The organism is Amycolatopsis sp. NPDC028719 (genome assembly GCF_055565395.1).
Map to the genome: position 1 here is coordinate 50,230 of NZ_JBVHUL010000006.1, position 23,786 is coordinate 74,015.

Sequence of the window (23,786 nt, forward strand, 5' to 3'; positions counted from 1 at the left end):
GGGGATGGGGGACGATGCCAGCCGACGTACCCGCTTTGTCGGGCCTCGACGCCGTCACCGGCGGGCTCGTCGAACGGCTGCTGGCTCGCGTCGACGGCGAAAGCCGTTCGCTGCCCGTGGTTGTCGCGCTCGGCGCGCGGGGCACCGGGAAGACCGCGCTGCTCGGCGCCGTCGCGGACCGCTGCCACGACATTCCGCACGCGCACCTCGACTTCGAACGGCACGACCGCGCGGACAGCCGGCCGCGGGAACTGCTGGGGCACCTCGCCTTCGACCTCAGCCGGCAGTGGAAGCAGTTCGGGAGGCTGGCGTTCCCCCGCCTTTGGCTGTGCATGCTCGTGCTCGGGGCGCCGCTGGAACTGCAGGACCGCCGCGCGGCGTTGCGCAAACTGCACGCGTTGCTGGCGAAGAACCAGCCACTCGAACAGAGCCGGGAGGCCATCGTCGACGTCGTCCGCCTCGCGGGGGGCATCGCGCCCGCCGGCGGCCTGCGCGGCTGGCCCGAGGCGACCGACCTGCTGCTGCGCGGCCTGAGCTGGTACGACCGCCGCCGGCTGATCGGCAAGATGCGGGCCCTGCCCGCCGGGGCCGGCAACCACGAGGACTTCCTCATCGAGATCGCCTGGCACGCCCAGGGCGACGACGAAGACCGGGACGCGGTCGACGCCACCTTCTGCGACGCGTTCCTCGCCGACCTGCGCCGGAACTACACCGGGCTCAACCGCTCGCGGCGGACGTTGAACAGCCTGGTCCTGCTCGACAACGCGCACACGCCGGGCGGACGGCTCTTCCTGCGCTCCCTCACCGAAGCGCGCCAGCGGGCCGGCGAGGCCGATCCGCTGGTGGTGCTCGCCACCAGCCGCACGTGGAACCCGGACTGGAACGAGAGCTGGTCCCCGCCGGCCGCGCACCGCGGCGCCCCGGAACGCCGGCCGCCGACCACGCACCGGACGAAGGGCCTGCACCGGCCCGCACCGCGGCAACCGTCCGATGTGGAGGCGGACTGGCGGCCCGGCGCCGGGGAGCCGGAACCCCACTGGCACCCGTGGTACCTGCTCGAGCTCGGCGCGTTGTCCAAGGACGACGTCGTGCACATCGCCGCGGGCAGGGAGATCCACCCCGCGTCGCGCCTGCCGCGGTTCCTGCACCGCGTCACCGACGGCCACCCCGGCGCGGTCACCGACGTCATCGCCGCCGTGGCCCACCGCTTCGACCCGCGACGCCCCGGGACGCTGCGCGCCGCGCTGCGCACCCCGGTCGCCGGGCCGGACGGCGCCGGGCCGCCGCTGGTCACCGCGATGCGCGACTACCTGCTGCAGGACTTCTCCCCGGCGAGCCGGCAGGACCTGGTCACCGCGAGCGCCGCGCTGGACGTGGAACTGCTGTTCCACAAGGAGATCCTCGACCTGCGCAACCCGGCGGGGGAGGGCGTGCTGTTCAAGGAGCTCGGCGACCACCTGTGGCTGCGCGCGGAGCCGGGCGAGGCGCCGCAGTACGTGCTGCACCCATGGCTGCGCCGGATCCTGCTGCAGGAGCTGGCTTCGCGCGCCGACGACCACCCGCTCAGCTGGACCCGGGTGCACACCCGGTGCCGCGACTTCTACGAGAAGAACGGCCGGACCGTCGCCGCGCGCTACCACGACCTGGCGCTGGAGAACGTCGCCGCGGCGGTCGCGCACCTGCGCGAGCCGTTCGCCGACGCGCGGCACGCGGAGTTCGACGTGGCGACCGCGGAGGCGTGGCTCGCCGAGCTCGACGTCGTCACCGCGGCGCCCAACCGGCTGGACAAGCACGCCGAGCCGTACGACCAGGTCCAGCACCACGCCGGGCGGGGCGACGACGACCTCGGGACGACGCTGGCCTGGCTGGTCGCCGCGCTGTGGATCGCCCGCGATCCGCTCGGCGACCCGGGCGGGACGCTGGACTCGACGATCGAAGGGGCCTTCCACCAGCTGGCCCAGGGCCGGGGGCGGGGCTCGATCCTGCTGCACGAACGGGCGGAGAGGTACCGATGAGCGCGCGCAGTGACCGGATCCGGCCGCCGCGGCCGACGTGGTCGAAGTGGCTGCTGGTGGCGGGCGGCGTGCTGCTGCTCGCCGCGGTCCTCGTCGCCGCGCTGGTCGTGGTGCCGGCGATCAGCGAGGCCGGGCGCACGTGCGGCGCCGGCGTCGAAAAGCGCGGAGACACCGGGGAATGCACCGGCGTCACCGACGGCGCTTACGTGTTCTCGCCGGGACTCGCCGACGTCGAGCAGCGCATCCGCCAGGAGAACGAGTCCGTCACGACGTCGGGGAAGCCGTACGTCACGATCGCGGCCTTCCTGCCGATGACTCTCGAAGAGCACGACATCCTGTCCGACGAGTGGGTCCGCCACCAGCTGGAAGGCGCCTACATCGCGCAGCGGCGGGCGAACACGACCCAGTCGTGGGGCAGCCTGCCGCTGATCCGCCTGCTGCTGGCCAACCCCGGCAGCAGGCTGAACCACTGGGAGCCGGTGGTGGACGACCTGGTCGGGCGGGTGACGTCGGAGCGGCTGGTCGCGGTGACCGGGATCGGGCTCAGCCTCGACACGTCCCGCGACGCGATCCGCCGGCTCTCGGAGCACCGGATCCCCGTGGTGGCCTCGCACCTGGCCGCCGACGAGTTCTCCGAGATCCCCGGCTTCATGCGGGTGTCGCCGACGAGTTCGACGTACGGCCTGGCGGCGGCGAGCTACGTCCGGCCGACCGCACACACGGCCACGATCGTGCGCGACGTCAACCCCGGCGACCTGTACCCGAAGACCCTGGCGACGGCGTTCACCCGCAAGTTCGCCGACGCGGACCACCGCATCGTCGGCCGGACCGAGGAGTACGACTCGAGCCTGCCGGGGATCGAGAACACGTTCTTGCAGATGATGCCGAACATCTGCGGCAACCAGCCCGAGGTCGTGTACTTCGCCGGCCGCGAGAACAACCTCACGTCGTTCGTCGCGGAGCTCGCCCAGCGCCCCTGCCTCGACCGGCACATCACGGTGCTGACCGGCGACCTGGCGCTGGTCGGGCCCCCGGAGGCGGACATGCGCCGCGGCCTGCAGGCCAACGTCACGGTGCTGGCTCCGGGACTGGCCCACCCGCAGGCGTGGACGAGTTCCCCGCAGGCGTTCAACCCGGCGGCGGTGGCGAGCTTCCAGGAGCCGGGGTGCACGGACTGCTTCAAGGCGGTGTTCCCGAAGGAGCGCCTGGACGACGGCATCGCGATCCTCGCGCACGACGCGGTGCTCACGGTGGTGTGGGCGATCCGCGGAATCCCGCGGGTATCGCCGGCGCAGGTGACGGCCCAGGACGTGCTGCAGGCGAAGAACCGGCTGCACGGGACGCTGGCGGTCCCGGGGGCGAGCGGGATGATCTCGTTCGACGATCGGGGTGACCCGGTGAACAAGGCGGTGCCGATCCTGCGGGTGCGGGAGGACGACACGCCGGAGTTCGTGCAGCTCTCGGCACCGGACTCCTGAGCTGCGGGGTTCGGCGACTCGCCGCTGACCTCGGTGCTGACCTCGCCGGGCGGGATCGCGCCGAGGCTTGCGGCTGAGCGGCAAGCGAGCTTGACCGCGGGTCCGCGCGGCTCGCTCGAGATGCAGTGAATGACTCATTCCTGGCGTCAGACGCCAGGAATGAGTCATTCACTGCATCGGCGACCGGCGTCGGCCCGTCACAGGCCGTCCACACGCGCCCCCAATCAGTCACAACCTCGTCACACATATTGTCAACAATTTCATCGACGATTAGTGTGCGAGTATCCAGCATGCGGAGCGACGAGGAACTGCCTTGATCATCGACTGCCACGGCCACTACACGACCGCGCCACCCGCCCTCGCGGCGTGGCGCGACCAGCAGATCGCGTCGCTGGACGATCCCGGCGTCGCGCCCTCGCGGGCCGACCTGCGGATCAGTGATGACGAACTGTGCGAGACCATCGAGCCGAACCAGCTTCGGCTCATGGACGAACGCGGCATCGACCTCACGATCTTCTCGCCGCGCGCCTCGTTCATGGCCCACCACGTCGGCGGCTTCGAAACCTCCGCCGAGTGGGCGGCGATCTGCAACGAGCTCTGCTACCGCGTCAGCACCCTCTACCCGGAGCGGTTCGCGCCGGCCGCGATGCTCCCGCAGTCTCCGGGTGTCGATCCCGCGACCTGCGTCCCGGAGCTGACCCGCTGCGTCGAGGAGTACGGCGCCGTCGCGCTCAACCTCAACCCCGACCCCAGTGGCGGCCACTGGACGGCCCCGCCGCTCACCGACCGGTCCTGGTACCCGATCTACGAAAAGATGGTCGAGTACGACATCCCGGCGATGGTGCACGTCAGCACGAGCGTCAACCCGGCGTTCCACACCACCGGCGCGCACTACCTCAACGCCGACACGACGGCGTTCATGCAGCTCGTGCAGGGTGATCTCTTCGCCGACTTCCCGACGCTGCGGCTGGTCATCCCGCACGGCGGCGGCGCGGTGCCCTACCACTGGGGCCGGTTCCGCGGCCTCGCGATGGCGCTGGGCAAGCCGGAACTGGACGAGCACGTGCTGAACAACGTCTTCTTCGACACCTGCGTCTACCACCAGCCGGGCTCGGACCTGCTCTTCGACGTCATCCCGGCGCGCAACATCCTGTTCGCCTCCGAGATGATCGGCGCCGTCCGCAGTGTCGACCCGCGCACCGGCCACCACTTCGACGACACCCGCCGGTACGCCGAAGCCGCGAAACTGTCCGAAGAGGACTGGGCCGCGGTCCGGGAGCACAACGCCCGCGCCGTCTACCCGCGCCTGGACGCCCTCCTGAAGGGACAAGGCCGATGACCAAGACGCCCGGCTGGCTGGACTGGTACGCGAATCCGTCCACACCGGACTTCGCACTGCCGTACGGCACCGTCGACGCCCACTGTCACGTCTTCGGCCCGGAGAAGGAGTTCCCGTTCGCGCCGGAGCGCAAGTACACGCCCTGCGACGCGAGCAAGGACCAGCTCTTCGCCCTGCGTGATCACCTTGGCGTCGCGCGCAACGTCATCGTGCAGGCCACCTGTCACGGCGCCGACAACTCCGCCATGCTCGACGCCGTCCGGGCGGCGGACGGCCGGGCCCGCGGTATCGCGACCGTCCGGCCGGACATCGGGGAAAAGAAACTCCGCGAACTCGACGCACAGGGCGTCCGCGGCGTGCGGTTCAACTTCGTGAAGCGGCTCGTCGACGCCTCGCCCAAAGAGGACCTCAGCAGGATCGTGAAGAAGATCGCCCCGCTCGGCTGGCACGTCGTGCTCTACTTCGAAGCCGCCGACCTGCCCGAACTCGAGGACTTCTTCGGTGAGCTCCCCGCGCCGCTCGTGATCGACCACATGGGACGCCCCGACGTCACGAAACCGGTGCACGGACCGGAGTTCGCGCGGTTCCTGGAGTTCGTGGACCGCAACGACGTGTGGGTCAAGGTGAGCTGTCCCGAGCGCCTCACCGTGACCGGCCCGCCGGCCCTCGACGGTGAACGGCACGCCTACACCGACGTCGTCCCGTTCGCGCGGCGCGTCGTGACGGAGTTCCCGGACCGCGTGCTGTGGGGCACCGACTGGCCGCACCCGAACCTGAAGAACCACATGCCCGACGACGGCCTCCTCGTCGACTACGTCCCGCAGATCGCCGAAACCACCGAGCAGCAACGGAAACTGCTCGTCGACAACCCGATGCGCCTCTACTGGCCCGGCGAAACCGCCTGAAACCCCTGAAGGGCATGCAATGCAGCACGCCAACGCGTTCAACCGGCTGAACCGCCTGCCGATCTCGCGCTTCCACAAGGTCACCCTGCTCGCCGTCTCGTTCGCCTACTTCTTCGAGTTCGCGGACATCAACAGCTTCGCCACCACCGCGCCCAAGCTGATCAAGCTGTGGGGCGTGACGGTGAACCAGGTCGCCTACGTGACCTCGTTGTCGTTCGTCGGCATGTTCTTCGGCTCGATCATCGCGAGCAAGCTCGCCGACCGCTGGGGCCGCAAGAACGCGCTCATGTGGACGACCGTCTGGTTCGGCGTCTTCTCGTTCGCGGCGGTGTTCTCGTGGGACATCGTGTCGCTGGGCGTGTTCCGCATCCTGACTTCGGCGGGCCTCTCGGCGATGACCGTCGTCGCGGTCATCTACGTCAGCGAGCTGTACCCGGCGGCCAGCCGCGGCAAGTACCAGGCGTACGCGATCGTGATCGGCATCTGCGGCACGCCGGTGACCAACCTGATCGCCAGCGCGGTGGTGCCGATCAACTCCTGGTCGTGGCGGCTGGTGTACCTGTGGGGCGCGCTCGGTGTCCTGCTCGTGCTGTTCACCCGGCACCTGAAGGAGTCGCCGCGCTGGTACGAGAGCCGCGGCGAGCACGCCAAGGCCGACGCGGTACTGCGGGAGATCGAGGAGCAGGTCGCGGCGGAGAAGGGCCCGCTGCCGGAGCCCGCGCCGCCGGTCGAGGAAGCCCCGGTGGGCAGGGCGCCGCTGCGGCTGCTGCTGCAGAAGAAGTACCTGTACCCGACGCTGCTGCTGACCGTCCTGTGGGTGACGCAGACGATCGGCTTCTTCGGCTACTCGAGCTGGGCGCCGACGCTGCTGGCCAAGGAGGGCTTCAGCGTCGAGAAGTCGGTGTTCTACGTGGCCCTCACGACGGTCGGCGCGCCGCTCGGCTCGTACCTGGCCGCCCTGGTCACCGACCGGTTCGAACGCAAGTGGTGCCTGGTCGCGTTCGGCGCGGTCATCGCGCTGTGCGGCCTCTTCTACGGGCTGACGTTCAACCCGATCCTGATCGTGGTGTTCGGCTTCCTGGTGAACCTGTTCGAGCGGGGGTACACGGCGCTCGGGTACGCGTACTCGCCGGAGCTGTTCGACACGCGCGGCCGGTCGCTCGGCACGGGGGTGTCGTACGGCCTCGGGCGGCTGTCGAACGCGGTGGGCCCGCTGATCGTCGCCGCGCTGTACAACGGGAGCGGCTACCGGAGCGTGTTCCTGTTCATCGCCGGGACCTGGCTCGTCGGCGCGGTGGTTTTGGCCATCTTCGGGCCGCGGACGCGCCAGGCAAGGCTGAGGTCCACGGCGCCGGAAGCGATCACGACGACACCGTGAACGTGTGCCGCCCCGGTCCCGCGTCGACGCTTTCCGAGCCGGGAAGCCTGACGTCGGCGCGGGTTCCGGGCGGCACGTCGACGGTGAGCCGCAGGTGGCCGCTGGTCCGTTCCCAGGCGCTGCGGATCGGGCCGTAGGGGCTGAGGTGCTCCGCTTCGGCCCGGTCGAGGCCGCCGCCGGGGCACGGCCGGACGAGGAACCGCCGGTACCCCGCTTCGGCGTGACCCGGGTGGTCCGGCAGCCGGATCCCGGCGACGTGGGTGTGCAGGAACGACATCGCCGCACCCTTGCTGTGGTGGTTCAGCGAACCGCGCACCTGATCACCCTCGACGGCGTCCCAGTGCTCCCGGAACGTCGTGGCGCCTCGGTCGAGCATCTCCAGCCAGGACGGGATTCCCGTCGACAGCAGCACCCGGTACGCGAGGTCGAGGTGCCCGGTGCCGGCCAGCGTGGGCAGCAGCAGGCCGGTGGAGAGGAAGCCCGTGCCGACACCGGCCGCGGTGACCAGGCCGGCGAGGCATCCGGCGACGACGTCCCGCAAGTGCCCGGGCACCAGCTCGAAAGCGAGCGCCCGGACGTGGTTGCCCTGCGTGGGTTCGGTGAGCACACCGCCCGGCCCGAGGTTCGCGCTGCCACGCCGAGCACGCGGGCCGAGCGGGCGAGGTAGGCGGTGGCGACGATGCCGTGGTCGGCCTCGGGATCCGGATTCGGCGGGACGCCGGGCTCGAACCATTCGCCGAAGTGCCCGCCGGTGTCCCACAGGAACCTCTCGTGCGGAGCCGCGGCGGCCACGCGTGCGGGGTGACGTCGCTCGCGGGCCGACGCGGCCGCGTACTCGACCCAGCCGGCCATCGATTCGTATTGCCCACTGAGGACTTCGAGGTCGCCGTAGGCCCGCCAGAGCTCCCAGGGCACGAGCACCGCCGCGTCACGCCAGCCCGCGGAGCCGGTCATCGCGTCCTGGAACCCGCTGCCGGACGGGCCGTCACCGGCGGGATCGGGCGTGATCGTCGGGACGCGGCCGTCGGGCCACTGGTCGGCGGCCAGGTCGCGCAGCCACTTCCGCGAGAACCCGGCGACGTCGTGGGTGCGCGCGGCGGTGGCGACGTACACCTGCCAGTCGCCGGTGAAGCCCGGGCGTTCCCGTTGCGGGCAGTCCGTCGGGACGTCGCAGGCGTTGCCGCGCAGGCTCCACACCGCCATCCGGTGCAGGGCTTCCAGCCGCGCGTCGCCGCAGCTGAACCGGCCGGTTGCGGGAAGGTCCGTGTGCACGACGACGGCGGTGACCTCGGGGTGGTGCCCATCGATTTGGACGTACCGGAAGCCGTGGGTCGTGTGTCGCGGCTCGAAGACGTCCCCGGCGCGGCCCGCGGAGACGACCGTGTCGATCTGCCCGGCGGGCAGCGGCTTTCCGGTGGCGAAGTCGAACGCCCGGAGGTGATCGGTGGTGACGCGGCCGTCGGGCGCCAGGTGTTCGCCGTGGGTGAGTGTCAGCCGGGTGCCTTCCGGCCCGAGGTCGCGCAGCCGGACCCAGCCGGTGATGTTTTGCCCGAAGTCCGCGACCACGCCGTCCGCGAGCCGGGTGACCGACACCGGCTGCAGCTCTTCGACCCGGCGGACCGGCGGCGCTTCGGTGAGCACCAGCCGGGTGGGCCGCCGGTTCGGGGCTGCGCGGGGTGCCGGCCGGGCGCGTCCAGGCCGAGCGAACCCGGTGCGGGGAGCCGGAAGTCGGTCTCCTGGCCGTCCATGAGGTCGGCGGCCGTGATCCGGCTCGGCCGCGACCACCAGCCCGGCCCGGTGACCGCGGTGGTGTCATCGATTTCCAGGACCAGCAGGGCGGCCGTGCGGGTGCCGAAGCCGTCGGCGGTGCGCCCGAAGCCGTGCCGGCCGCGGAACCAGCCGTCGGAGAGGAGGAACTCGACCGAGTTCCTTCCCGGCCGCAGCAGCTCGGTCACGTCGTGCGGTTCGACCTGGAGCCGCTTGCGGTAGGCGGTGAACCCGGGCGTCAGTTCGAGTTCGCCGACGCGGGTGCCGTTGACGAAGAGTTCGTAGATCCCGTGCGCGGTCGCCCACGCCGTCGCGGTCTCGACGGGTTCGTCGAGCGTGAATTCGTGCCGCAGTTGGTAAGCCGGCCGCCGGCCGGGTGGCGCGACGACCGGCTCGTGCGGCCCGACCCAGGCCGCCGCGCCCAGCGCGGCGGGCAGCGCGACGACGGTCCAGGGCGCCGGCTCCGACCAGCCGCTCTCGCCGAGGTCGGTCCAGACGCGGACCTGCCACGCCGTCGCCGGGCGCGCAGGCAGGTCGGCGAGCACGGACCGGTCGCTCTCACACCGTCCCGACGTCCAGTCCGGGCCGGTCAGCCGGATCTCGTACGCGTGCTGGACGGCCGACCCGGCGGGCAGCCACCAGGAACCGCGCGGCGAACCCGAAGGGCGGCCCGGCGTCAGGTGGTCGAGCCGCAACCGGGTGGGCCGCTCCGGCACTAGCGCACCTTCCGGATCGGCAGGATCAGCACCGCGCCGAGCAGTCCCGCGATCGCGCCCGCGACGAAGAGCGCCGGGAAGTTCTGCGGCACCGCGGCCGTCGCGCCGATCGCGAGGATCGCCGGGGCCAGGGCCGGCACCACGGACGTCGGCAGGTTGCCCGCCAGGTTCATCAGCCCCAGGTCCTTCGCCGTGTCGGCCGGGTCGGGGAGCACCTGGGTGATCAGCGCGATGTCCACCGCGAAGTAGACCCCCTGGCCGAGGCCGATGATGCCCATCGCGACCAGGAACAGGGGATAGGTGCTGGTGAACGTCGCGAGCAGCAGCCCGCAGCCGAAGATCACCGCCGCCGTGACGACGAACGGCTTGCGGCGCCCGGCGCGGTCCGAGAGCTTGCCCGCCAGGGGAGCGAACAGCAGGGCCGCGCCGGTGAGGACGAGCGTCGACAGGAAGACCGCGTTCGCGATGCCGGCCGGCGGGATGTGGAAGACGTTCATCAGGTAGAACGCCTGGTAGGCCTGGATCGCGGCGACCCCGAAGAAGATCAGCAGCCGGCTGAGCCAGGTGTAGCCGAAGTTGGGGTGCCGCACCGGGTTCACCCAGAACGTGCGGGGCAGGTCGCGCCAGGCGAACGCGGGCCGCTCCTCCGGTGCCGGCCGCCGGTCCCGCATGGTGACGGCGAGCAGGAGCGTCCCGAGGACCGCGAACCCGGCCGGCAGCAGGATCATCGCGGGCAGGTCCGGGGCGACGAGCTGCGCGATGAACAGGCCGAGGACCGCGCCGACCGGGAGGCTCAGCCCGACGACGGCCGACGCCGGGCCGCGGCGGTCCGGCGGCAGCTGGTCGGGGATCACCGAGGTGAACGCGACGGTGGCCGCGCTCGCGCCGACCGTCGTGCAGCTCGCCGCCAGGGTCAGCGTGAACGTCGTCGCGCCCAGCTGCAGCCCGATCGCGCCCAGCGTGAACAGCACCGCGCCGAGCACGAGGAACGGTCTGCGCCGGCCGAACCGGCCCGTCGTCCGGTCGCTGAGCCTGCCGAAGACGGGGAAGGCGACCAGGGAGCACAGGGCGCTGACGCTGGTCACGATGGACACCATCGTCGTCGCGCCCGCCGGGTCGAGCAGCGTCGCCTTCACCGACAGCGTCAGCACGGCCGGGACGAGCACCGCCATTCCCGCGCCGACCGCAGCGAAGGCGAAGAAGAACAGAAACCCGCGCCGGGGCCCGGGGAACGCCGTCCCGGCGGGTGCGGAGGCCTGGCGGAAAGAAGTACTCATCGTTGGGCACCTTTCACGTCTCGATCGCGGCTGACCTGCGGGAAGGATGAGCGCCCGGGGCCGTGTACCGTGAGAGGGATGCCAACCAATGGAACGCCGAGGTCGTCGTGACGGAGTCCGTGCGCGTGCGGGGCCGCCGTCCGCCGCACGGGGAACCGGTCGTCGACCGGGCGTTGTCGCTGCTGTCGGCGTTCGACGCGGAGCACCGGACGCTCACGCTGGCCGAGCTGAGCCGCCGGGCCGGCATCCCGCCGAGCTCGGCGTTGCGGCTCGCGAACCGCCTGGTGGACTGGGGTGCGCTGGAGCGCGACGACAGCGGCCGGTTCTGCGTCGGGCTCCGGCTCCTGGAGGTCGCGACGCTCGCCCCGCGCGGCCACGGGCTGCGGCAGGTGGCGCTGCCGTTCATGAACGACCTCGCCGAGGTGACCCACCAGCACGTCCAGCTCGCCGTCCGCGACGGGATGCAGGCGATGCTCGTCGAGCGGCTTTCCGCGCACCAGGCGACGCCGGTCGACTACCGCATCGGCGGGCGGCTTCCGTTGCACTCCACCGGAGTCGGGCTCGCGCTGCTGGCCTTCGCCCCCAAGGAAGTCCAGGAAGAGCTGCTCGCCAAGCCGGTCTACAGCGAGCCGGACAACCGCCTCATCCCCGCCGACGTCCTGCGCCGCACCCTCGCCGAGGTGCGCCGCGAGCGGCTCGCGATCTTCCGGCGCGAGGACGAGCACGAGTCGATCGTGTCCGTCGCCGCACCGGTGTTCGGCCGCGGCGACACGCTGGCGGGCGTGCTCGGGGTCCTCGTCCCGAAGCGGGTCGCCCAGCCCCGGCGCCTCGGCTTGGCCGTGCAGACGGCGGCGCGCGGCATCTCCCGGGAGCTGGCCGGCCGCTGACGGTTCGGCGCAGGAGCGTCCCGACGCGGCTCACGCGGTTGTACGAACGCCTGGCCGTCGGCTCTTCGCGGCTACCGGGTCACCGCCGCCGCGCCTGCGGGGTGCTTCGCCACCGGCGGTGCGGTTCCGGCGGTTCGGCGGACCCGGTTGGAGCGTCGGCCACCGGCGGACGGCCGTCGGCCGCGGCGAGACCGAGGACGGCGAGCAGCAGCGCGCAGTCACCGGCGTCGTGCGAAGCGGAGGCGACCACGCGAACGGCCCGGTGCCGCTGCTCTTCCGAGAGGACGAAGGGATCGGTCCGGTCCTCGGGCGGCGGCCACGACCGTGAGCCGGTCATCGGACCGGTGCTGGGCGCGCGTTCGTGCAGGAGGTGGCGTGGGCTGTCATTCCGGCCCTCCGGACGGCTTCGACCACAGGAGTGGCGCCGCCGGGGACCGGGGCGGAGTCGCCGGGGCCTGCTGGCTCCCGGACCCCCGAATGTAGTCCTCCCGGCCGCTCGCCGGGGACGGCAAACGGGTTGGAGTGATGCGATGCGGCCGACGGGCAGTCGTTGCCGGACCTGGCTTTCGGCTCGCCTGACGTCCGCCGAGACGGCGAGCACTGAGCCTATTCCGGGCGCGGACCAGCGCCCGAAGACGTCAGGCGCTCTGCGGGCCGGGAACCGGTGTCCGCCCGGCCGGTCCGGAAGCCGTGGCGCTGTTCGTCTTCTGCCGCACCAGGGCGACCATCGCCGCGCCCAGGAGACCCGCGATCGCGAACACCACGAAGCCGAGCGACGACAGCCCGCCCGCGACGAGGACACCGCCCAGCCACGGCCCGGACACCGCGCCCGTCCGGCCGACGCCGGAACTCAGTCGAGAGCCGTGGCCGGCTGGCGGCGGGGTAGTAGGCGCCGGCCGCCGCGTAGATCAGCGTCTGCGCGCTGAACCAGCCAGGCGAGATAGTGGCCACAAGAGTTGCGTCAAGATTGTTTACAATCCTGTGAATCAGCTATGGACGCAAGTTGGTCACGAGCGGCGGACGCGACGTCGGCGCGCACGTTCAGCTCGCCGAGCATCTCCGCGGCCGCCGCCATCTCGTGGGTCCGTCGGACGGCGTGCTTGAAAGAGCCGTCGACGAGCCGGTCCACGGTGGCCGCGTTCGCCGAGGTGAGCTCGTCGACGATGATCTTCCGCAGCCAGTCCTCGCAGCCCGCGGCGCGTGCGGCCGTCAGAGCTTCGACCACGGCGGCCGACATGCCCTTGAAGAACACGCTGCGGAGCAGTTTGCGTTCGGCGGCGAGTCCGGCGTCGCCGGTCATGACCTCGATCGCGGCGCCGAATGTGGTGAGAGAATCGGCGACAATCTCGGCGGCGACACCGGTGGCGAGCATCGGGACACGCAGGCCGCGGCCCGGCACCGGCGCCATGATCGCGATGTCGGCGAACGGCACGCCGTGTCCGGCGGCGATGTCCGCCAGCTTGCGCTTGGTGCCGGGGGAGGCGGTGTTCAGGTCGGCCCAGGCGGCGCCCGCCTTCAGGCCGGTCATGCCGGCTTCGAGCGCGCCGACGGCCGCGGCCGCGCTGTTCACGCTGAGCACCAGATCGGCGCCCTCGGCGGCTTCGGCCTCGGAGCCGGCCGCGACGACACCCTCGACGGCGGCGACGGCCGGGTCGTAGCCGCGCACGACGGCTCCGGCGGCGGCCAGGTCGCGAGCGAGCGCGCTGCCCGCTTCGCCGAGACCCAGTACCGCGATGGTTCCGGTCATAGCAAAATCCTCTCTACAAGCTACGATTGAGTACACGATGTTCTCGACAAAATTGTCAACAAGCGGAGCCGGGGTATGACGGAGAGTGCGGCGGGCGGGCAGCCGGGGGAGCGTTCCGTGGTGGCGGCCATCCGCGACGCGATCGTCCAGGGTGAGTTCGTGCCCAACCAGAGGCTGGTGGAGGCGGACCTGTCCGGCCAGTTCGCCGCGAGCCGCGCGACGGTGCGCGCGGCGCTGATCGAGCTGACGAACGAGGGGCTCGTCGAGCGTGTGCAGAACCGCGGTGCCCGGGTGCGCGCGGTGTCGCTGGAAGAGGCCGTCGAGATTTCCGAAGTCCGGATGATGCTGGAGTCGCTGTGCGCGGCGAAGGCGGCGGAGCGCATTTCCGACGCGGAGGTCGGCGAGCTGCGCGAGCTGGGTGAACTGATGCACCAGGCCGTGGCGGGCGGGGACGTGGTCGGGTATTCGGGTCTCAACCAGCGGCTGCACCGCCGGGTCCGCGAGATCAGCGGCCAGCGCACGGCGGCGCAGGTACTGGAGAGGCTGCGCGGGCAGAGCGTGCGCCACCAGTTCCGGCTGGCGATGCGCCCGGGCCGGCCGCAGGTATCGCTGCCGGAGCACTTGGCGATCATCGACGCGATCTGCGCAAACGACCCGGCCCGCGCAGCCGAGGCGGCGCGGGCCCACTTGGGAAGCGTGATCGAGGCCCTCAAGGCGGCTGACGCCGCGGAGGTTTCGCCGCTCCACCGCTGATCTCCGGCCGGTTCGGAGCGCCCCAATGTGGCATTGGGTGCGTGGGATGCACCGAACGCCACTTTGGGTGCGTGGGATGCACCGAACGCCACTTTGGGTGCGTGGGGCGCACTGAACGCCGCATTGGGTGCGCGGCGCCCCGGGTGCAGAGGCGCACCCACCTTCGTCACCCCTTTCGCGCCCATGACCGCGCCGACTGCTCACCAAAATTGTTGACAATTTCGTCAACCGAACCGTACCGTGAACCGTATGAAGCCCGTCATCGTCACCGATCCGCCGCGCGCCGATCCCGAGCAAGTCGCGCGCCTGGCCGACTACGGCGTTGCCACCGTGCACGAGGCCCTCGGGCGCTCCGGGCTGCTCGGCCCGGACCTGCGCCCCATCCAGGAGGGCGCGCGCATCGGCGGCACCGCCGTCACCGCGCTCTGCTGGCCCGGCGACAACCTCATGATCCACGCGGCCGTCGAGCAGTGCCGCGAAGGCGACGTCCTCGTCGTCACCACCACCTCGCCGTGCCGCGACGGGCTCTTCGGCGAACTGTTCGCCACCGCGCTGCGGTACCGCGAAGTCCGCGGCCTCGTCATCAACACCGGCGTCCGCGACGTCGCCGAGCTGCGCGCCCTCGGCTTTCCCGTGTGGTCGGCCGCCGTCAGCGCGCAGGGGACCGTCAAGGCGACCGCCGGTGCCGTCAACGTGCCCGTCGTCATCGGCGGCCAGGTGATCCGCCCCGGCGATGCCATCCTCGCCGACGACGACGGCGTCATGCGGGTCCGCCGCGAGGACGTCCGAAGTGGACTCGAAGCTTCGCAGGCGCGGCTGGAAAAGGAAGCCGCCGCAAGGGAAGCGTTCGCCCAGGGGCAGCTCGGCCTGGACCGTTACGGCCTGCGCGAGAAGCTGGATGCCCTCGGCGTCCGCTACCTGACCGCCGAGGAGTACGAGAAGGAGCAGGCATGACCGGCGTGCGCTGCATGCTCCTGCGCGGGGGCACCTCCAAGGGCGCCTACTTCCTCGCCGAAGACCTCCCCGCCGACCCGGAAACCCGCGACGACCTGCTGATGCGGATCATGGGCACCCCCGACCCGCGCCAGATCGACGGCGTCGGCGGGGCCCAGCCCGTCACCAGCAAGGTCGCCATCGTCTCGAAGGCGAGCGAGCCCGGGCACGACATCGACTACCTGTTCCTGCAGCTCGGCGTCGAAGAACCCACTGTCTCCGACCGGCAGACCTGCGGCAACCTGCTGGCCGGCGTCGGGCAGTTCGCCGTCGAGCGAGGCCTCGTCCCCGCCGGCGAAGACCGCACCACCGTGCGCGTGCGGCTGGTCAACACCGGCACCATCGCCGTCTCGACCTTCGCCACCCCCGGCGGCGAAGTCGACTACAGCGGTGGCACCGCCATCTCCGGCGTGCCCGGCACCGCCGCCCCCGTCGAGCTCGACTTCACCGAGACCGAAGGGTCCGTCTGCGGCAGCCTCCTGCCCACCGGCAACGTCCGCGACGACATCGGCGGCATCCCGGTGTCCTGTGTGGACAACGGGATGCCGGTCGTCGTCGCGCGCGCCGAAGACCTCGGCATCACCGGGTACGAAGATGCTGCCGAGCTCGGCGCGAACACCGCTCTCGCCGAGCGGGTCGACGCGCTGCGCGTAGAGGCCGGGAAACTGATGGGCCTCGGCGACGTCCGCGGCAGCTCGGTCCCCAAGACCACGCTCGTCGCCGCGCCCCGCGACGGCGGCGCGATCTGCACCCGGACGTTCATCCCGGTCAAGCCGCACCCCTCGATCGGCGTGCTCGGCGGCGTCAGCGTCGTCACGGCGCTGCTGCTCGACGGTGCCGTCGGCCACGAGCTGCTCGAAACCGACGGCGGTCCCGTGCAGATCGAGCACCCGAGCGGCAAGCTCGCGGTGGCGATCGAGTTCGACGGGTCCCGCGTCCGCCGGTCGACGGTGATCCGCACCGCGCGGAAGCTGTTCGACGGCACCGTCTTCCCCCGCCCCTGAGGAGCCCTCGATGCCCCAGCCCTCGCCCCGCCACGAGATCGCGCACCTCGGTCACGTCGAGCTGCTCACCCCGGAGCCGGAGAAGAGCCTGGACTTCTTCGTCCGCGTGCTCGGGCTGACCGAGAACGGCGGCGAAGGCGACTCCGTCTACCTGCGCACCTGGGACGACTACGAGCACCACAGCCTGAAGCTCACCGCCGCGAAGACGTCCGGGGTCGGGCGGACCGCGGTGCGCGCGTCCAGCGAAGAGGCCCTCAAGCGCCGCGTGGTCGCCCTCGAAGAGCGCGGGCTCGGCGTCGGCTGGGTCGACGGCGACACCGGGATCGGCCCCACCTACCTGTTCCGCGACCCGGACGGCCACGAGCTCGAGGTCTACTGGGAGACCGAGCGGTACCGGCCGCCGGAGCACCTGCGGCCCGCGCTGAAGAACCAGGCGCAGGCCTACCCGGGGCGCGGGGTCGGCGTCCGGCGTCTCGACCACGTCAACTACCTGGCTCGCGAGGCCGAGGTGAACGGCCGGTTCATCTGCGACGCGCTGGGCGGCCGGGTCACCGAGCAGATCCAGCTCGACAGCGGCGTGATTTCGGGGCAGTGGACGCACTTCGCGCAGAAGTCCTACGACATCGTCTACACGACCGACTGGACGAAGTCGAACGGGCGCCTGCACCACATCGCTTTCGCGACCGACACGCGCGAGGACATCCTGCGGGCGGCTGACATCGCGCTCGACAACGACGTCCACATCGAGACCGGCCCGCACAAGCACGCGATCCAGCAGACGTTCTTCCTCTACCTCTACGAGCCCGGCGGCAACCGCATCGAGCTGTGCAACCCGACCGGGCGGCTGATCTTCGCGCCGGACTGGGAACCGGTCACGTGGACCGAGGCCGAGCGGGCGAAGGGGCAGGCGTGGGGGCTGAAGACGATCGAGTCGTTCCACACGCACGGCACGCCGCCGGTGGAGTGATCAGGAGACGTCCGCGGTGGGCCGCCGGCTGATTTCCCGGAAGGCGTCGGCGACGCGGCAGAGGTACTCGGTGTCGCTGCCGAGGTCCTGTCCACCTTGGACGGTCGTCTCGGGAGCGAGCGGGGGCAGGCCGTCCTCGCGGGCGCGCAGGGCGGCCAGGATCTCGGCGGCTTCTTGGTGTTCCCCGGCGCCGGACCCGCTGCGGTACGGGCGGATCACGAGCAGGCCGTCGCGGATCTCGATGACCCGCCGGTAGAGCTGCAGGCGGGTCGGGAACACGGTGGTGCGCGGGGGTTCCAGCGCGATCGCGGGCTCGGCCCGGTAGAGGGCCAGCCAGAGCGGGCCGAGCCGGCGGTACTGCCGGTGGCGGCGTAGCCAGCCGGCGGCCGCGGGCACGCCGACGCCGACGAGCACGAGCAGGTGCGCCGTCGTGGGGAGGGCCTTGCTCAGCAGGAAACCCCGGCCGTAGTCGAAGTCGAACGGCGCGCGGGCGGAGATCGCGATGACGGTCCGGATCACCATGTACGCGGCCGCGGCGACGATCCCGGCGACGACCAGGCCGAGCCCGGTGCGCAGGATCCGGTCCGGCGCCTTGCGCGCGTCCTGCAGGCACAGCCGCCCGATGACCGCGAACTCGGGCAGGAGCGCCACCGCGTAGGCGATGCAGTACTCCATGACGAACGGCGACTGCGGCATGACGTCGGGGGCCAGCGTGAAGGTGACGACCATCGCGGCGCCGCCGGCGAGGGCCCAGGCGGTGTGGCGGCGGGCGCTCGCCGGAAGCCCGTGCAGGCGCAGGAGGACCTGGGCGCCGGCCCAGACCGCGCCGACCATGGCGAGGTGGGCGACGAGCAGTTCGACGCTGGGCACGCCGAGGGCGCGGGTGAGGTCGCGGACGGCCGGGATCAGCGCGGTCTGCGAGACGGCGAGACCCAGCACGCAGAACCGCACGAGCCGGCGGCCGGCGGCGGGGCCGGGACGCAGGACCAGCAGCAGGACCCAGGCCAGGGCGGCGGGGCCGTAGCGGCGGAGGACTTCACCCACGGTCGCCGCCGTCCTCCAGGGCCGAGCGCAGCCGGTCCGCAACCGAATCGCCGCGCTGTGCCAGTCCCGTGTGCTGTCCCAGCATCGAAGCGAAGAACTCCGCCTCACGCTCCTCCACGCTCGTGTACCCCGCCCGTCCCAGTACCCGCCGCACCATGGCCGGGTCCAGGCTGGGCAGCAGCAGCCGCATCTGCTCGGCCGGGGTGAGCGACGCCGGGTAGTGGTCGCACAGCATGTGGCCGATCTCGTGCAGCACGATGTGGTCCTGGTGCGGCGCGCTCGTGTGGCGCTCGTACGCGATCAGGTCGGTCGTGTCCGTCGCGATCCACAGCCCGCACACCTCCGAAAGGCCCGGCAGCGGCAGCAACCGGATCGGCCGGCCGCGCCGCTCGCCCAGGGCCGCGCACAACGCCGGCACGTCGAAGGAGGCCGGCAGGTCCAGGTCCCGCAGCACCGCGGAGAAGCGGTGACGCAGCTGCCGTCGCCCGCGCGAGCTCATCGTTCGGCGTCGCTCGCCGGTTCGGGCAGGCCCTCGAGCTCGCGGACGCGATCGACCATGTCGCTGATCGCTTCGAGGCTCTTCGCCGACAACCCGCGCGCACGAAGCGCGATCTGCCGGACCGGCGCGTCGCGGAACGCGCTGAGCAGCGTCAGCTCGGCGTCGATGCGCTCGGCTTCCGCGTCGTCGAAGAAGTACGCCGGGGGCACGCCGAAGAACCCCGCGAGCGCTTCGAGGTGCCGTTTGGTCGGGTTGTCGCGCAGGCCTTTGCGCAGCTGCCACAGGTAGGTCGCGGAAATGGTCGGGCCGCCCTGGGTGCGGATCGACTCGGCGACCTCGTCGAAGGTGTACTCGTCGCCGTCGGCGGGGCGCACGACGCCGAACAGGTGGTTCAGCTTCGCGGAGAGGGTTCCCGCGGCGATCTCCTCCGGCATGTCCGGAGTTTAGCGCGGCGCCAGCTGCGGTGAGGCCGGTTCACGGTCACCGGTCCACCTCAGTTGACCGCGCCGGTCACGTCAGTTTACGATCGCCGCCGAGTTCACCAACTGATGTGAATGGGCGAGGGGGCGGTTCACATTCCGAGGAAGACGGTCCGAGCGAGGACGATTCCGGGACGGCTGGCCGTGGTGGGCGCTGCCGGACTGCTCTACGCCCACTGCATCGGAGGCGCCGGCTGCCCTGCGGGGCAGCGAACCTGAAGCGAAGACGCTTCACCCGACGTCGTGCTCGTCGCGGCGTCCAGCTGCGAGACGACACCGATCGTCCACCTGACCCGTATAACGGTCTATACGACGGTGCTCACCGGATCCGGTCCGCCGGTTCCGGTGCCGGTGACGCGCATCGTCCCCGTCCGGCACCCCGGGCCGGCGGACGCCCGCTGCACCGGTTCCAGCCGCTAGTCCTCTTTTGCGGCATGTCCATCGGGTTCGGGGACGCCGCAGCCGAATTCTCCCGGATCGGCCGGGTGCCGCTCGGCGGGCCCGGTCTGGCTCGGCGTCACGGCGTCGGCGGTGGCTGTAGCGGCGCCGGCCGCGGTCGTGACCGGAGTCGATAAATCGGCTAGCGGAACGCCGTGAGGAGTTTGGCCCCGGGTAGCGGCCGGAGCCGACGAGCCGATCCACCCGAGTCCCCCAACCGACGTCGCCTTGTCGGGAATCCGATCCTACGGTGATCCCATGGTGCTGATCCGCCCTGCTTCGCGCTTCGAAGACGTCGCCGCGATCCTCAACCCCGGCGGCAACGAACGCGCCTGCTGGTGCCTCGCGTACCGCGCCACGTCGGCCGAGTACAGCGCGCTGCGCGGCGAAGCGCGAGCTGACCGGGTCCGGGGCCTCTGCGCCGGCGAGCCCGCGCCGGGCGTGCTCGCCTACGACGGGGACACCCCGGTCGGCTGGTGCGGTGTCTCGCCGCGGTCGAGCATGGAACGGCTGAAGCGCTCCCGCACGATGCCCCCGCTCGACGACCTGCCGGTGTGGAGCGTGGTGTGCTTCGTGGTGCGCTCGCCCTACCGCCGCCGCGGGGTGTCCGCAGCATTGCTGGCCGGGGCGGTCGACTACGCGCGTTCGCACGGCGCGCCGGCGGTGGAGGGCTACCCGGTGGACCCGGAGGGCGCCCGCATCAGTTCGAGCGCCGCCCACGTCGGCACGACGTCGCTGTTCGAAGCGGCGGGCTTCGAGCGGGTCCGGCCGACCGAAGCGCGGGCGGATCGCCGGGTCCGCTGGCTCATGCGGCTCGACCTCCGCTGATCGCGGCCGCCGGGCACACGCGACAGCCGGTCTTCAGCGGTTCAGGACGCGGCGGAGCCCGGCCCGCGATTCGGTCCCGAGGAGCTCGTGGACGCCGAGTTCGAGCTTGCGGACGGTGTCGAGGTCGAGCACGGTCTTGTGCGCGATCTCGGCTTCCGAGTGCCCGTCGGCGGCGAGCTCCGCGATCCGCCGCGAACGGGGCGGAAGGGCGTTGACCCGCGGCGGCCGGGCGACGGTGACCCCCAGCTCGCCGAGTTCGCCCTCGAGGTCCTTCCGCAGGGCGGCCGTGCCGCACTCGTCGGCCAGCGCGACGGCCTCGGCGAACGTGCGCCGGGCGTCTCCGGTGTGCCCGGACCGGACGAAGGCCGCGCCGAGCCGGGCGAGAGTGCGCAGGTACTCCCCGCGCTCCGGCGCGTTCCGCAGGAGGTCGGCGGATTCCGCCAGCAGCGCCGGGCGATCCGCGTCGACCGCCGCGAGTGTCCGGAGCGCCTGGCCGCGGGTGGCGGGGTCGGCGAACTCGTCGGCCAGCCGCACCGCTTCGGCCGCCACTTCTCGCGCCTCCTCCGGCGCCGAGTGCCGCACCGCCTCGACGAGGTCGAAGCGCCACCCGCAGACCGCGGGGTTGACCACCGGGGCGGCGTCGAGCCGGCGTCCCACCTCGCGCAGGGCCGCGGCGGCCCGGTCGTGGCCGCCCTGCGCGAGGAGCAGCTTTCCCTCGACCGCCTCGGGCACGGGCATGACGACCGCGTCCGGCCGGCGGTCGCGATATCCCCGGTCCGCGCAGATCTTCGCCGCCGCACCGGTTTCCCCGCGGGCCAGCAGGGTCTCCACGAGCGTGCCGGTGGCGAACCACTCGGCGGGCGTCCCGGTACCGCTGCGGATGGCCAGGCGCAGGGCGATGTCCGTGTCGGCGACGGCGTCGTGGAGCCGGCCGAGCCGGAGCGCCGAGTGCCCGCGGTTGGCGTAGGCGAACGCCAGGTGCGTGCCCCGCCAGCCGTTGCGCTCGAACTCGTCGACCGCCTGGTCGAACAGGCCGTGGGAGACGTCGGCGGCGCCGGAGTAGAGGTGCACGAAAGCGGACACGGTGGCGATCTCCATGCCCTGGTCCACGTCGGCGAAGACCACCCCGGCCCGGGTGACCCGCTCGACCGCCGCGAACGCCTCGGCGCGCGGCCGGCCGCGCAGGACGAGGCTCCACGCGTGCAGCGCGATCAGCAGCCGTTCGACGTCGGTGGCGCCGGGCAGCGGGGGCGCGATCCGGTCCAGCACGGCCATCCGGTCGGCGCGGCGCGGATCGTCGGCCCACCAGGTCGCCCAGAGCAGTTGTTCGGCGAGCAGCCGCTGCCGCTGCCGTTCGTCCGAGCAGCGCTCGAGCGCCGCGTCGAGCAGGCGGACGCCGTCGCCGAGCTGGTCGGCGTAGCCGTGGGTCTTGGCCAGCGCCACGGCCGCGTCGGTGCGCAGCAGGTCGTCGGGGGCCAGCCGGTAGGCCGCGCGCAGTTCGGGCAGCGCCGCCGCCACCTGCTCCAACGCGAGGGCTTGGCCGTGCCGGAGCCGCACGCGGCCCTGCCGGGGCAGAGGCGGCGGTTCTTCGATCGCCCGCTTGAGGTAGCGCGCCGCCGTGGCGGCGAGCCCCGCCCCGAGCGCGTCCTCGGCGGCGGCGGTCATCCGGTCGACCACCCACGGGTCACCGGCGGCGTGGACGTTCAGCAGGTGCGCCGCGACGGCGTCGGGCGCGGCGTCCCGTTCCTGCAGCAGCCGGGCGGCGGCCAGGTGGAGATCGCTGCGGGGGGACGGGTCGATGTCGTCGTAGACGGCGCTGTGGATGATCGGGTGGCGGAACTCGACCGTCGATCCGGGGACGAGGATCGCCTCGTCGCAGAGCCGGTCGTACTCGCGTTTCGCCTCGGCCGTCGCCAGCCCGGCCAGCCGGGCGGTGTCCCCGAGCGGGTGTCCCGGGCCCAGGACCGCGATGGCCCGGGCCAGCCGCCGCGCCGCCGGGCCGAGCTGGACCAGCCGTTCGGACAGGTAGCCCACGACGTGTCGCGGGGTGAGCGTGCCGACCCGGTCCGCGCCGGAGGCCGTGGGTTTCAGGTCGCGTTCCCTCGCCGTGTCGAGCATCCACCTCAGGTAGAACGGATTGCCGCCGCTGCGGTCGAGCAGCGCCGCGCAGAAGCGGTCGTCGGGTTCGTCGCCCCGGCCCCGGGTCGCGAGCGAGCCGCGGTGGACCAGCGTCCGCACCGCCGCCAGGCCGAGGGGCCGCGGCCGCACGACCTCCGTCGCCCGCACCGCGATGCGCGCGAGTGCGGCCCGTTCGTGCGGCCGGTGCGCCAGCAGCAGCACGACGGGCAGCCCGGTGAGCCGGTCGGCGAGGAACTCCAGCCACCGCAACGACTCCTCGTCCAGCCAGTGCGCGTCGTCGACCGCGAGCAGCAGTCCCTCCTCGTCTCCGCCGGCGCCAAGGAGGGACGTCGCGTTGACCACCAGCCAGTACAGTGCCTCGGTCAGCCCGATCATCGAATCCGGGCCGCGGTGCCGGGCCTGGGGTACGCCGAGCGGCACGCGGGCGAAATCGGCCGCCCCGGCGAACAGCGCGCGCCGCTCCCGCTCGCCGCGGCCGGCGACCCAGCGGGCCAGCAAGGTGCGGGCCGCGCCGAACGCCATCGTCTGGTCACGCTGGTTGCCCCGCACCGCCAGCGGCACGATCCCGCGCACCGCCGCTTCCGTGCACACCTGGGCCACGAGGTGCGACTTGCCGATCCCGGCCGGGCCCTCGATCACCACCGTCCCGCCGACCCGGTCCCGCACCGCCTCCAGCACTGCCGAGCAGCGGTCCAGGTCGTCGTCGCGCTCCAGGAGCCCGCTGTCGGCCGCGGTGTGCCCGGGCAGCCGCAACGCGTGCAGGACCCGCCGCACGTCCATCGGGGCCTGGCCGTTCACCCGGGCCGACACCACGCACCCGGCGACCACCTTGGCGACGAACTCTTCGCGCGGGCTCCGCTTGCCCGACATCACCTCGGAGAACGTGGCCGCGGACAGCCCGCTGCGCCGGGCCAGGACGGCGTCGCTCGGACCGCCCACCGCGCGCTGCAGAGTGCGCAGCCGCCGCCGGACGCGGTCATCGGGATCAGCCATTTCCGCCTCCACCCCGGTTCAGGGCCGCCGGCGGAGAGGTGCCGGTGTGTCTCCAGGTTATCCCCGGGGGCGAAAACCGTTCGGTTCTTCGAATCGCGTGCCGGGCCGGGGGACGGTGGCCACGCTGGTGTGAAAGGCCA

At 72.3% G+C, this 23,786-nt stretch carries 21 protein-coding genes and 1 pseudogene; 11 read left to right on the plus strand and 11 right to left on the minus strand.

Features of this window, described 5'->3' with window-relative positions:
* Positions 1 to 14 precede the first annotated feature (14 nt).
* The 5 genes from ACZ4TR_RS28095 to ACZ4TR_RS28115 all read left to right on the plus strand — a co-directional run bounded on the left by ACZ4TR_RS28095 (position 15) and on the right by ACZ4TR_RS28115 (position 7,115).
* Positions 15 to 2,015 carry a hypothetical protein gene (locus ACZ4TR_RS28095; RefSeq protein ID WP_465289873.1) on the plus strand — a complete coding sequence of 667 codons (2,001 nt, stop codon included), beginning with the start codon at positions 15 to 17 and terminating at the stop codon, positions 2,013 to 2,015.
* Positions 2,012 to 3,493: a type 1 periplasmic-binding domain-containing protein gene (locus tag ACZ4TR_RS28100; RefSeq protein WP_465289875.1), complete on the plus strand. Its 1,482-nt coding sequence runs from the start codon at positions 2,012 to 2,014 to the stop codon at positions 3,491 to 3,493. The genes ACZ4TR_RS28095 and ACZ4TR_RS28100 overlap by 4 nt, the downstream gene beginning before the upstream one ends.
* Positions 3,494 to 3,806: 313 nt before the next feature.
* Positions 3,807 to 4,832: an amidohydrolase family protein gene (locus ACZ4TR_RS28105; protein WP_465289877.1), complete on the plus strand. Its 1,026-nt coding sequence runs from the start codon at positions 3,807 to 3,809 to the stop codon at positions 4,830 to 4,832.
* Positions 4,829 to 5,737, plus strand: a complete 909-nt coding sequence (locus ACZ4TR_RS28110) for an amidohydrolase family protein (protein WP_465289879.1) — start codon at positions 4,829 to 4,831, stop codon at positions 5,735 to 5,737. The genes ACZ4TR_RS28105 and ACZ4TR_RS28110 overlap by 4 nt, the downstream gene beginning before the upstream one ends.
* Before the next feature lie 19 nt (positions 5,738 to 5,756).
* A complete protein-coding gene (locus ACZ4TR_RS28115; RefSeq protein WP_465289881.1) occupies positions 5,757 to 7,115 on the plus strand; it encodes an MFS transporter in 1,359 nt (452 codons plus the stop codon).
* Here the strand turns inward: ACZ4TR_RS28115 and ACZ4TR_RS28120 are convergent.
* The 4 genes and pseudogenes from ACZ4TR_RS28120 to ACZ4TR_RS28135 all read right to left on the minus strand — a co-directional run bounded on the left by ACZ4TR_RS28120 (position 7,099) and on the right by ACZ4TR_RS28135 (position 10,875).
* Positions 7,099 to 7,848 (minus strand): alpha-L-rhamnosidase C-terminal domain-containing protein, encoded by a 750-nt coding sequence (locus ACZ4TR_RS28120; protein WP_465289882.1) that lies wholly within the window; start codon positions 7,846 to 7,848, stop codon positions 7,099 to 7,101. The genes ACZ4TR_RS28115 and ACZ4TR_RS28120 overlap by 17 nt on opposite strands.
* Positions 7,740 to 8,708, minus strand: a pseudogene (locus ACZ4TR_RS28125) (family 78 glycoside hydrolase catalytic domain); the annotation flags it as partial. The pseudogene ACZ4TR_RS28125 and the gene ACZ4TR_RS28120, both read right to left, overlap by 109 nt.
* Positions 8,606 to 9,598: an alpha-L-rhamnosidase N-terminal domain-containing protein gene (locus ACZ4TR_RS28130; RefSeq protein ID WP_465289884.1), complete on the minus strand. Its 993-nt coding sequence runs from the start codon at positions 9,596 to 9,598 to the stop codon at positions 8,606 to 8,608. The gene ACZ4TR_RS28130 and the pseudogene ACZ4TR_RS28125, both read right to left, overlap by 103 nt.
* Positions 9,598 to 10,875, minus strand: a complete 1,278-nt coding sequence (locus tag ACZ4TR_RS28135; protein ID WP_465289886.1) for an MFS transporter — start codon at positions 10,873 to 10,875, stop codon at positions 9,598 to 9,600. The genes ACZ4TR_RS28130 and ACZ4TR_RS28135 overlap by 1 nt, the downstream gene beginning before the upstream one ends.
* 107 nt (positions 10,876 to 10,982) lie before the next feature.
* Between ACZ4TR_RS28135 and ACZ4TR_RS28140 the strand changes: the two genes are divergently transcribed.
* Positions 10,983 to 11,762, plus strand: a complete 780-nt coding sequence (locus ACZ4TR_RS28140) for an IclR family transcriptional regulator (RefSeq protein WP_465289888.1) — start codon at positions 10,983 to 10,985, stop codon at positions 11,760 to 11,762.
* A 79-nt stretch (positions 11,763 to 11,841) separates the two neighbouring features.
* On the opposite strand, the gene ACZ4TR_RS28145 is transcribed toward ACZ4TR_RS28140, so the two are convergent.
* The 3 genes from ACZ4TR_RS28145 to ACZ4TR_RS28155 form a co-directional block, all read right to left on the minus strand.
* Positions 11,842 to 12,099: a hypothetical protein gene (locus ACZ4TR_RS28145; RefSeq protein ID WP_465289890.1), complete on the minus strand. Its 258-nt coding sequence runs from the start codon at positions 12,097 to 12,099 to the stop codon at positions 11,842 to 11,844.
* A gap of 301 nt (positions 12,100 to 12,400) precedes the next feature.
* A complete protein-coding gene (locus tag ACZ4TR_RS28150; protein ID WP_465289892.1) occupies positions 12,401 to 12,586 on the minus strand; it encodes a hypothetical protein in 186 nt (61 codons plus the stop codon).
* A gap of 137 nt (positions 12,587 to 12,723) precedes the next feature.
* On the minus strand, positions 12,724 to 13,509 hold the full coding sequence (locus ACZ4TR_RS28155) for an NAD(P)-dependent oxidoreductase (protein WP_465289894.1): 786 nt from the start codon (positions 13,507 to 13,509) through the stop codon (positions 12,724 to 12,726).
* A gap of 75 nt (positions 13,510 to 13,584) precedes the next feature.
* Between ACZ4TR_RS28155 and ACZ4TR_RS28160 the strand changes: the two genes are divergently transcribed.
* From ACZ4TR_RS28160 to ACZ4TR_RS28175, 4 genes are all read left to right on the plus strand, one after another.
* A complete protein-coding gene (locus tag ACZ4TR_RS28160) occupies positions 13,585 to 14,262 on the plus strand; it encodes a GntR family transcriptional regulator (protein ID WP_465289896.1) in 678 nt (225 codons plus the stop codon).
* A gap of 249 nt (positions 14,263 to 14,511) precedes the next feature.
* Positions 14,512 to 15,216: a 4-carboxy-4-hydroxy-2-oxoadipate aldolase/oxaloacetate decarboxylase gene (locus tag ACZ4TR_RS28165; RefSeq protein ID WP_465289898.1), complete on the plus strand. Its 705-nt coding sequence runs from the start codon at positions 14,512 to 14,514 to the stop codon at positions 15,214 to 15,216.
* A complete protein-coding gene (locus tag ACZ4TR_RS28170; RefSeq protein WP_465289900.1) occupies positions 15,213 to 16,259 on the plus strand; it encodes a 4-oxalomesaconate tautomerase in 1,047 nt (348 codons plus the stop codon). The genes ACZ4TR_RS28165 and ACZ4TR_RS28170 overlap by 4 nt, the downstream gene beginning before the upstream one ends.
* Positions 16,260 to 16,269: 10 nt before the next feature.
* A complete protein-coding gene (locus ACZ4TR_RS28175; RefSeq protein ID WP_465289902.1) occupies positions 16,270 to 17,226 on the plus strand; it encodes a catechol 2,3-dioxygenase in 957 nt (318 codons plus the stop codon).
* Here the strand turns inward: ACZ4TR_RS28175 and ACZ4TR_RS28180 are convergent, their stop codons facing one another.
* The 3 genes from ACZ4TR_RS28180 to ACZ4TR_RS28190 are packed head-to-tail and all read right to left on the minus strand — an operon-like array spanning position 17,227 to position 19,203.
* Complete coding sequence (locus ACZ4TR_RS28180; RefSeq protein ID WP_364524668.1) at positions 17,227 to 18,270, minus strand: MAB_1171c family putative transporter; 1,044 nt, start codon at positions 18,268 to 18,270, stop codon at positions 17,227 to 17,229.
* Positions 18,263 to 18,769, minus strand: a complete 507-nt coding sequence (locus ACZ4TR_RS28185) for a hypothetical protein (RefSeq protein ID WP_364524666.1) — start codon at positions 18,767 to 18,769, stop codon at positions 18,263 to 18,265. Before ACZ4TR_RS28185 ends, ACZ4TR_RS28180 begins: the two co-directional genes overlap by 8 nt.
* Positions 18,766 to 19,203: a helix-turn-helix domain-containing protein gene (locus ACZ4TR_RS28190; RefSeq protein WP_364524664.1), complete on the minus strand. Its 438-nt coding sequence runs from the start codon at positions 19,201 to 19,203 to the stop codon at positions 18,766 to 18,768. The genes ACZ4TR_RS28185 and ACZ4TR_RS28190 overlap by 4 nt, the downstream gene beginning before the upstream one ends.
* A gap of 741 nt (positions 19,204 to 19,944) precedes the next feature.
* On the opposite strand from ACZ4TR_RS28190, the gene ACZ4TR_RS28195 reads away from it, so the two are divergent.
* Positions 19,945 to 20,514 (plus strand): GNAT family N-acetyltransferase, encoded by a 570-nt coding sequence (locus ACZ4TR_RS28195; protein WP_465289904.1) that lies wholly within the window; start codon positions 19,945 to 19,947, stop codon positions 20,512 to 20,514.
* Positions 20,515 to 20,547: 33 nt separating this feature from the next.
* Here the strand turns inward: ACZ4TR_RS28195 and ACZ4TR_RS28200 are convergent, their stop codons facing one another.
* Positions 20,548 to 23,646 (minus strand): ATP-binding protein, encoded by a 3,099-nt coding sequence (locus tag ACZ4TR_RS28200; RefSeq protein WP_465289906.1) that lies wholly within the window; start codon positions 23,644 to 23,646, stop codon positions 20,548 to 20,550.
* Between the last annotated feature and the right edge of the window lie 140 nt (positions 23,647 to 23,786).

What these genes read in the sequence shown, in the direction of transcription:
- ACZ4TR_RS28160 (WP_465289896.1), top strand. Translation starts at nt 13,585, where the DNA reads ATGACGGAGAGTGCGGCGGGCGGGCAGCCGGGGGAGCGTTCCGTGGTG.
- ACZ4TR_RS28190 (WP_364524664.1), bottom strand. Translation starts at nt 19,203, where the DNA reads ATGCCGGAGGAGATCGCCGCGGGAACCCTCTCCGCGAAGCTGAACCAC.
- ACZ4TR_RS28110 (WP_465289879.1), top strand. Translation starts at nt 4,829, where the DNA reads ATGACCAAGACGCCCGGCTGGCTGGACTGGTACGCGAATCCGTCCACA.
- ACZ4TR_RS28185 (WP_364524666.1), bottom strand. Translation starts at nt 18,769, where the DNA reads ATGAGCTCGCGCGGGCGACGGCAGCTGCGTCACCGCTTCTCCGCGGTG.
- ACZ4TR_RS28155 (WP_465289894.1), bottom strand. Translation starts at nt 13,509, where the DNA reads ATGACCGGAACCATCGCGGTACTGGGTCTCGGCGAAGCGGGCAGCGCG.
- ACZ4TR_RS28175 (WP_465289902.1), top strand. Translation starts at nt 16,270, where the DNA reads ATGCCCCAGCCCTCGCCCCGCCACGAGATCGCGCACCTCGGTCACGTC.
- ACZ4TR_RS28135 (WP_465289886.1), bottom strand. Translation starts at nt 10,875, where the DNA reads ATGAGTACTTCTTTCCGCCAGGCCTCCGCACCCGCCGGGACGGCGTTC.
- ACZ4TR_RS28200 (WP_465289906.1), bottom strand. Translation starts at nt 23,646, where the DNA reads ATGGCTGATCCCGATGACCGCGTCCGGCGGCGGCTGCGCACTCTGCAG.
- ACZ4TR_RS28165 (WP_465289898.1), top strand. Translation starts at nt 14,512, where the DNA reads ATGAAGCCCGTCATCGTCACCGATCCGCCGCGCGCCGATCCCGAGCAA.
- ACZ4TR_RS28120 (WP_465289882.1), bottom strand. Translation starts at nt 7,848, where the DNA reads ATGGTTCGAGCCCGGCGTCCCGCCGAATCCGGATCCCGAGGCCGACCA.
- ACZ4TR_RS28115 (WP_465289881.1), top strand. Translation starts at nt 5,757, where the DNA reads ATGCAGCACGCCAACGCGTTCAACCGGCTGAACCGCCTGCCGATCTCG.
- ACZ4TR_RS28100 (WP_465289875.1), top strand. Translation starts at nt 2,012, where the DNA reads ATGAGCGCGCGCAGTGACCGGATCCGGCCGCCGCGGCCGACGTGGTCG.
- ACZ4TR_RS28145 (WP_465289890.1), bottom strand. Translation starts at nt 12,099, where the DNA reads ATGACCGGCTCACGGTCGTGGCCGCCGCCCGAGGACCGGACCGATCCC.
- ACZ4TR_RS28170 (WP_465289900.1), top strand. Translation starts at nt 15,213, where the DNA reads ATGACCGGCGTGCGCTGCATGCTCCTGCGCGGGGGCACCTCCAAGGGC.
- ACZ4TR_RS28195 (WP_465289904.1), top strand. Translation starts at nt 19,945, where the DNA reads ATGGTGCTGATCCGCCCTGCTTCGCGCTTCGAAGACGTCGCCGCGATC.
- ACZ4TR_RS28095 (WP_465289873.1), top strand. Translation starts at nt 15, where the DNA reads ATGCCAGCCGACGTACCCGCTTTGTCGGGCCTCGACGCCGTCACCGGC.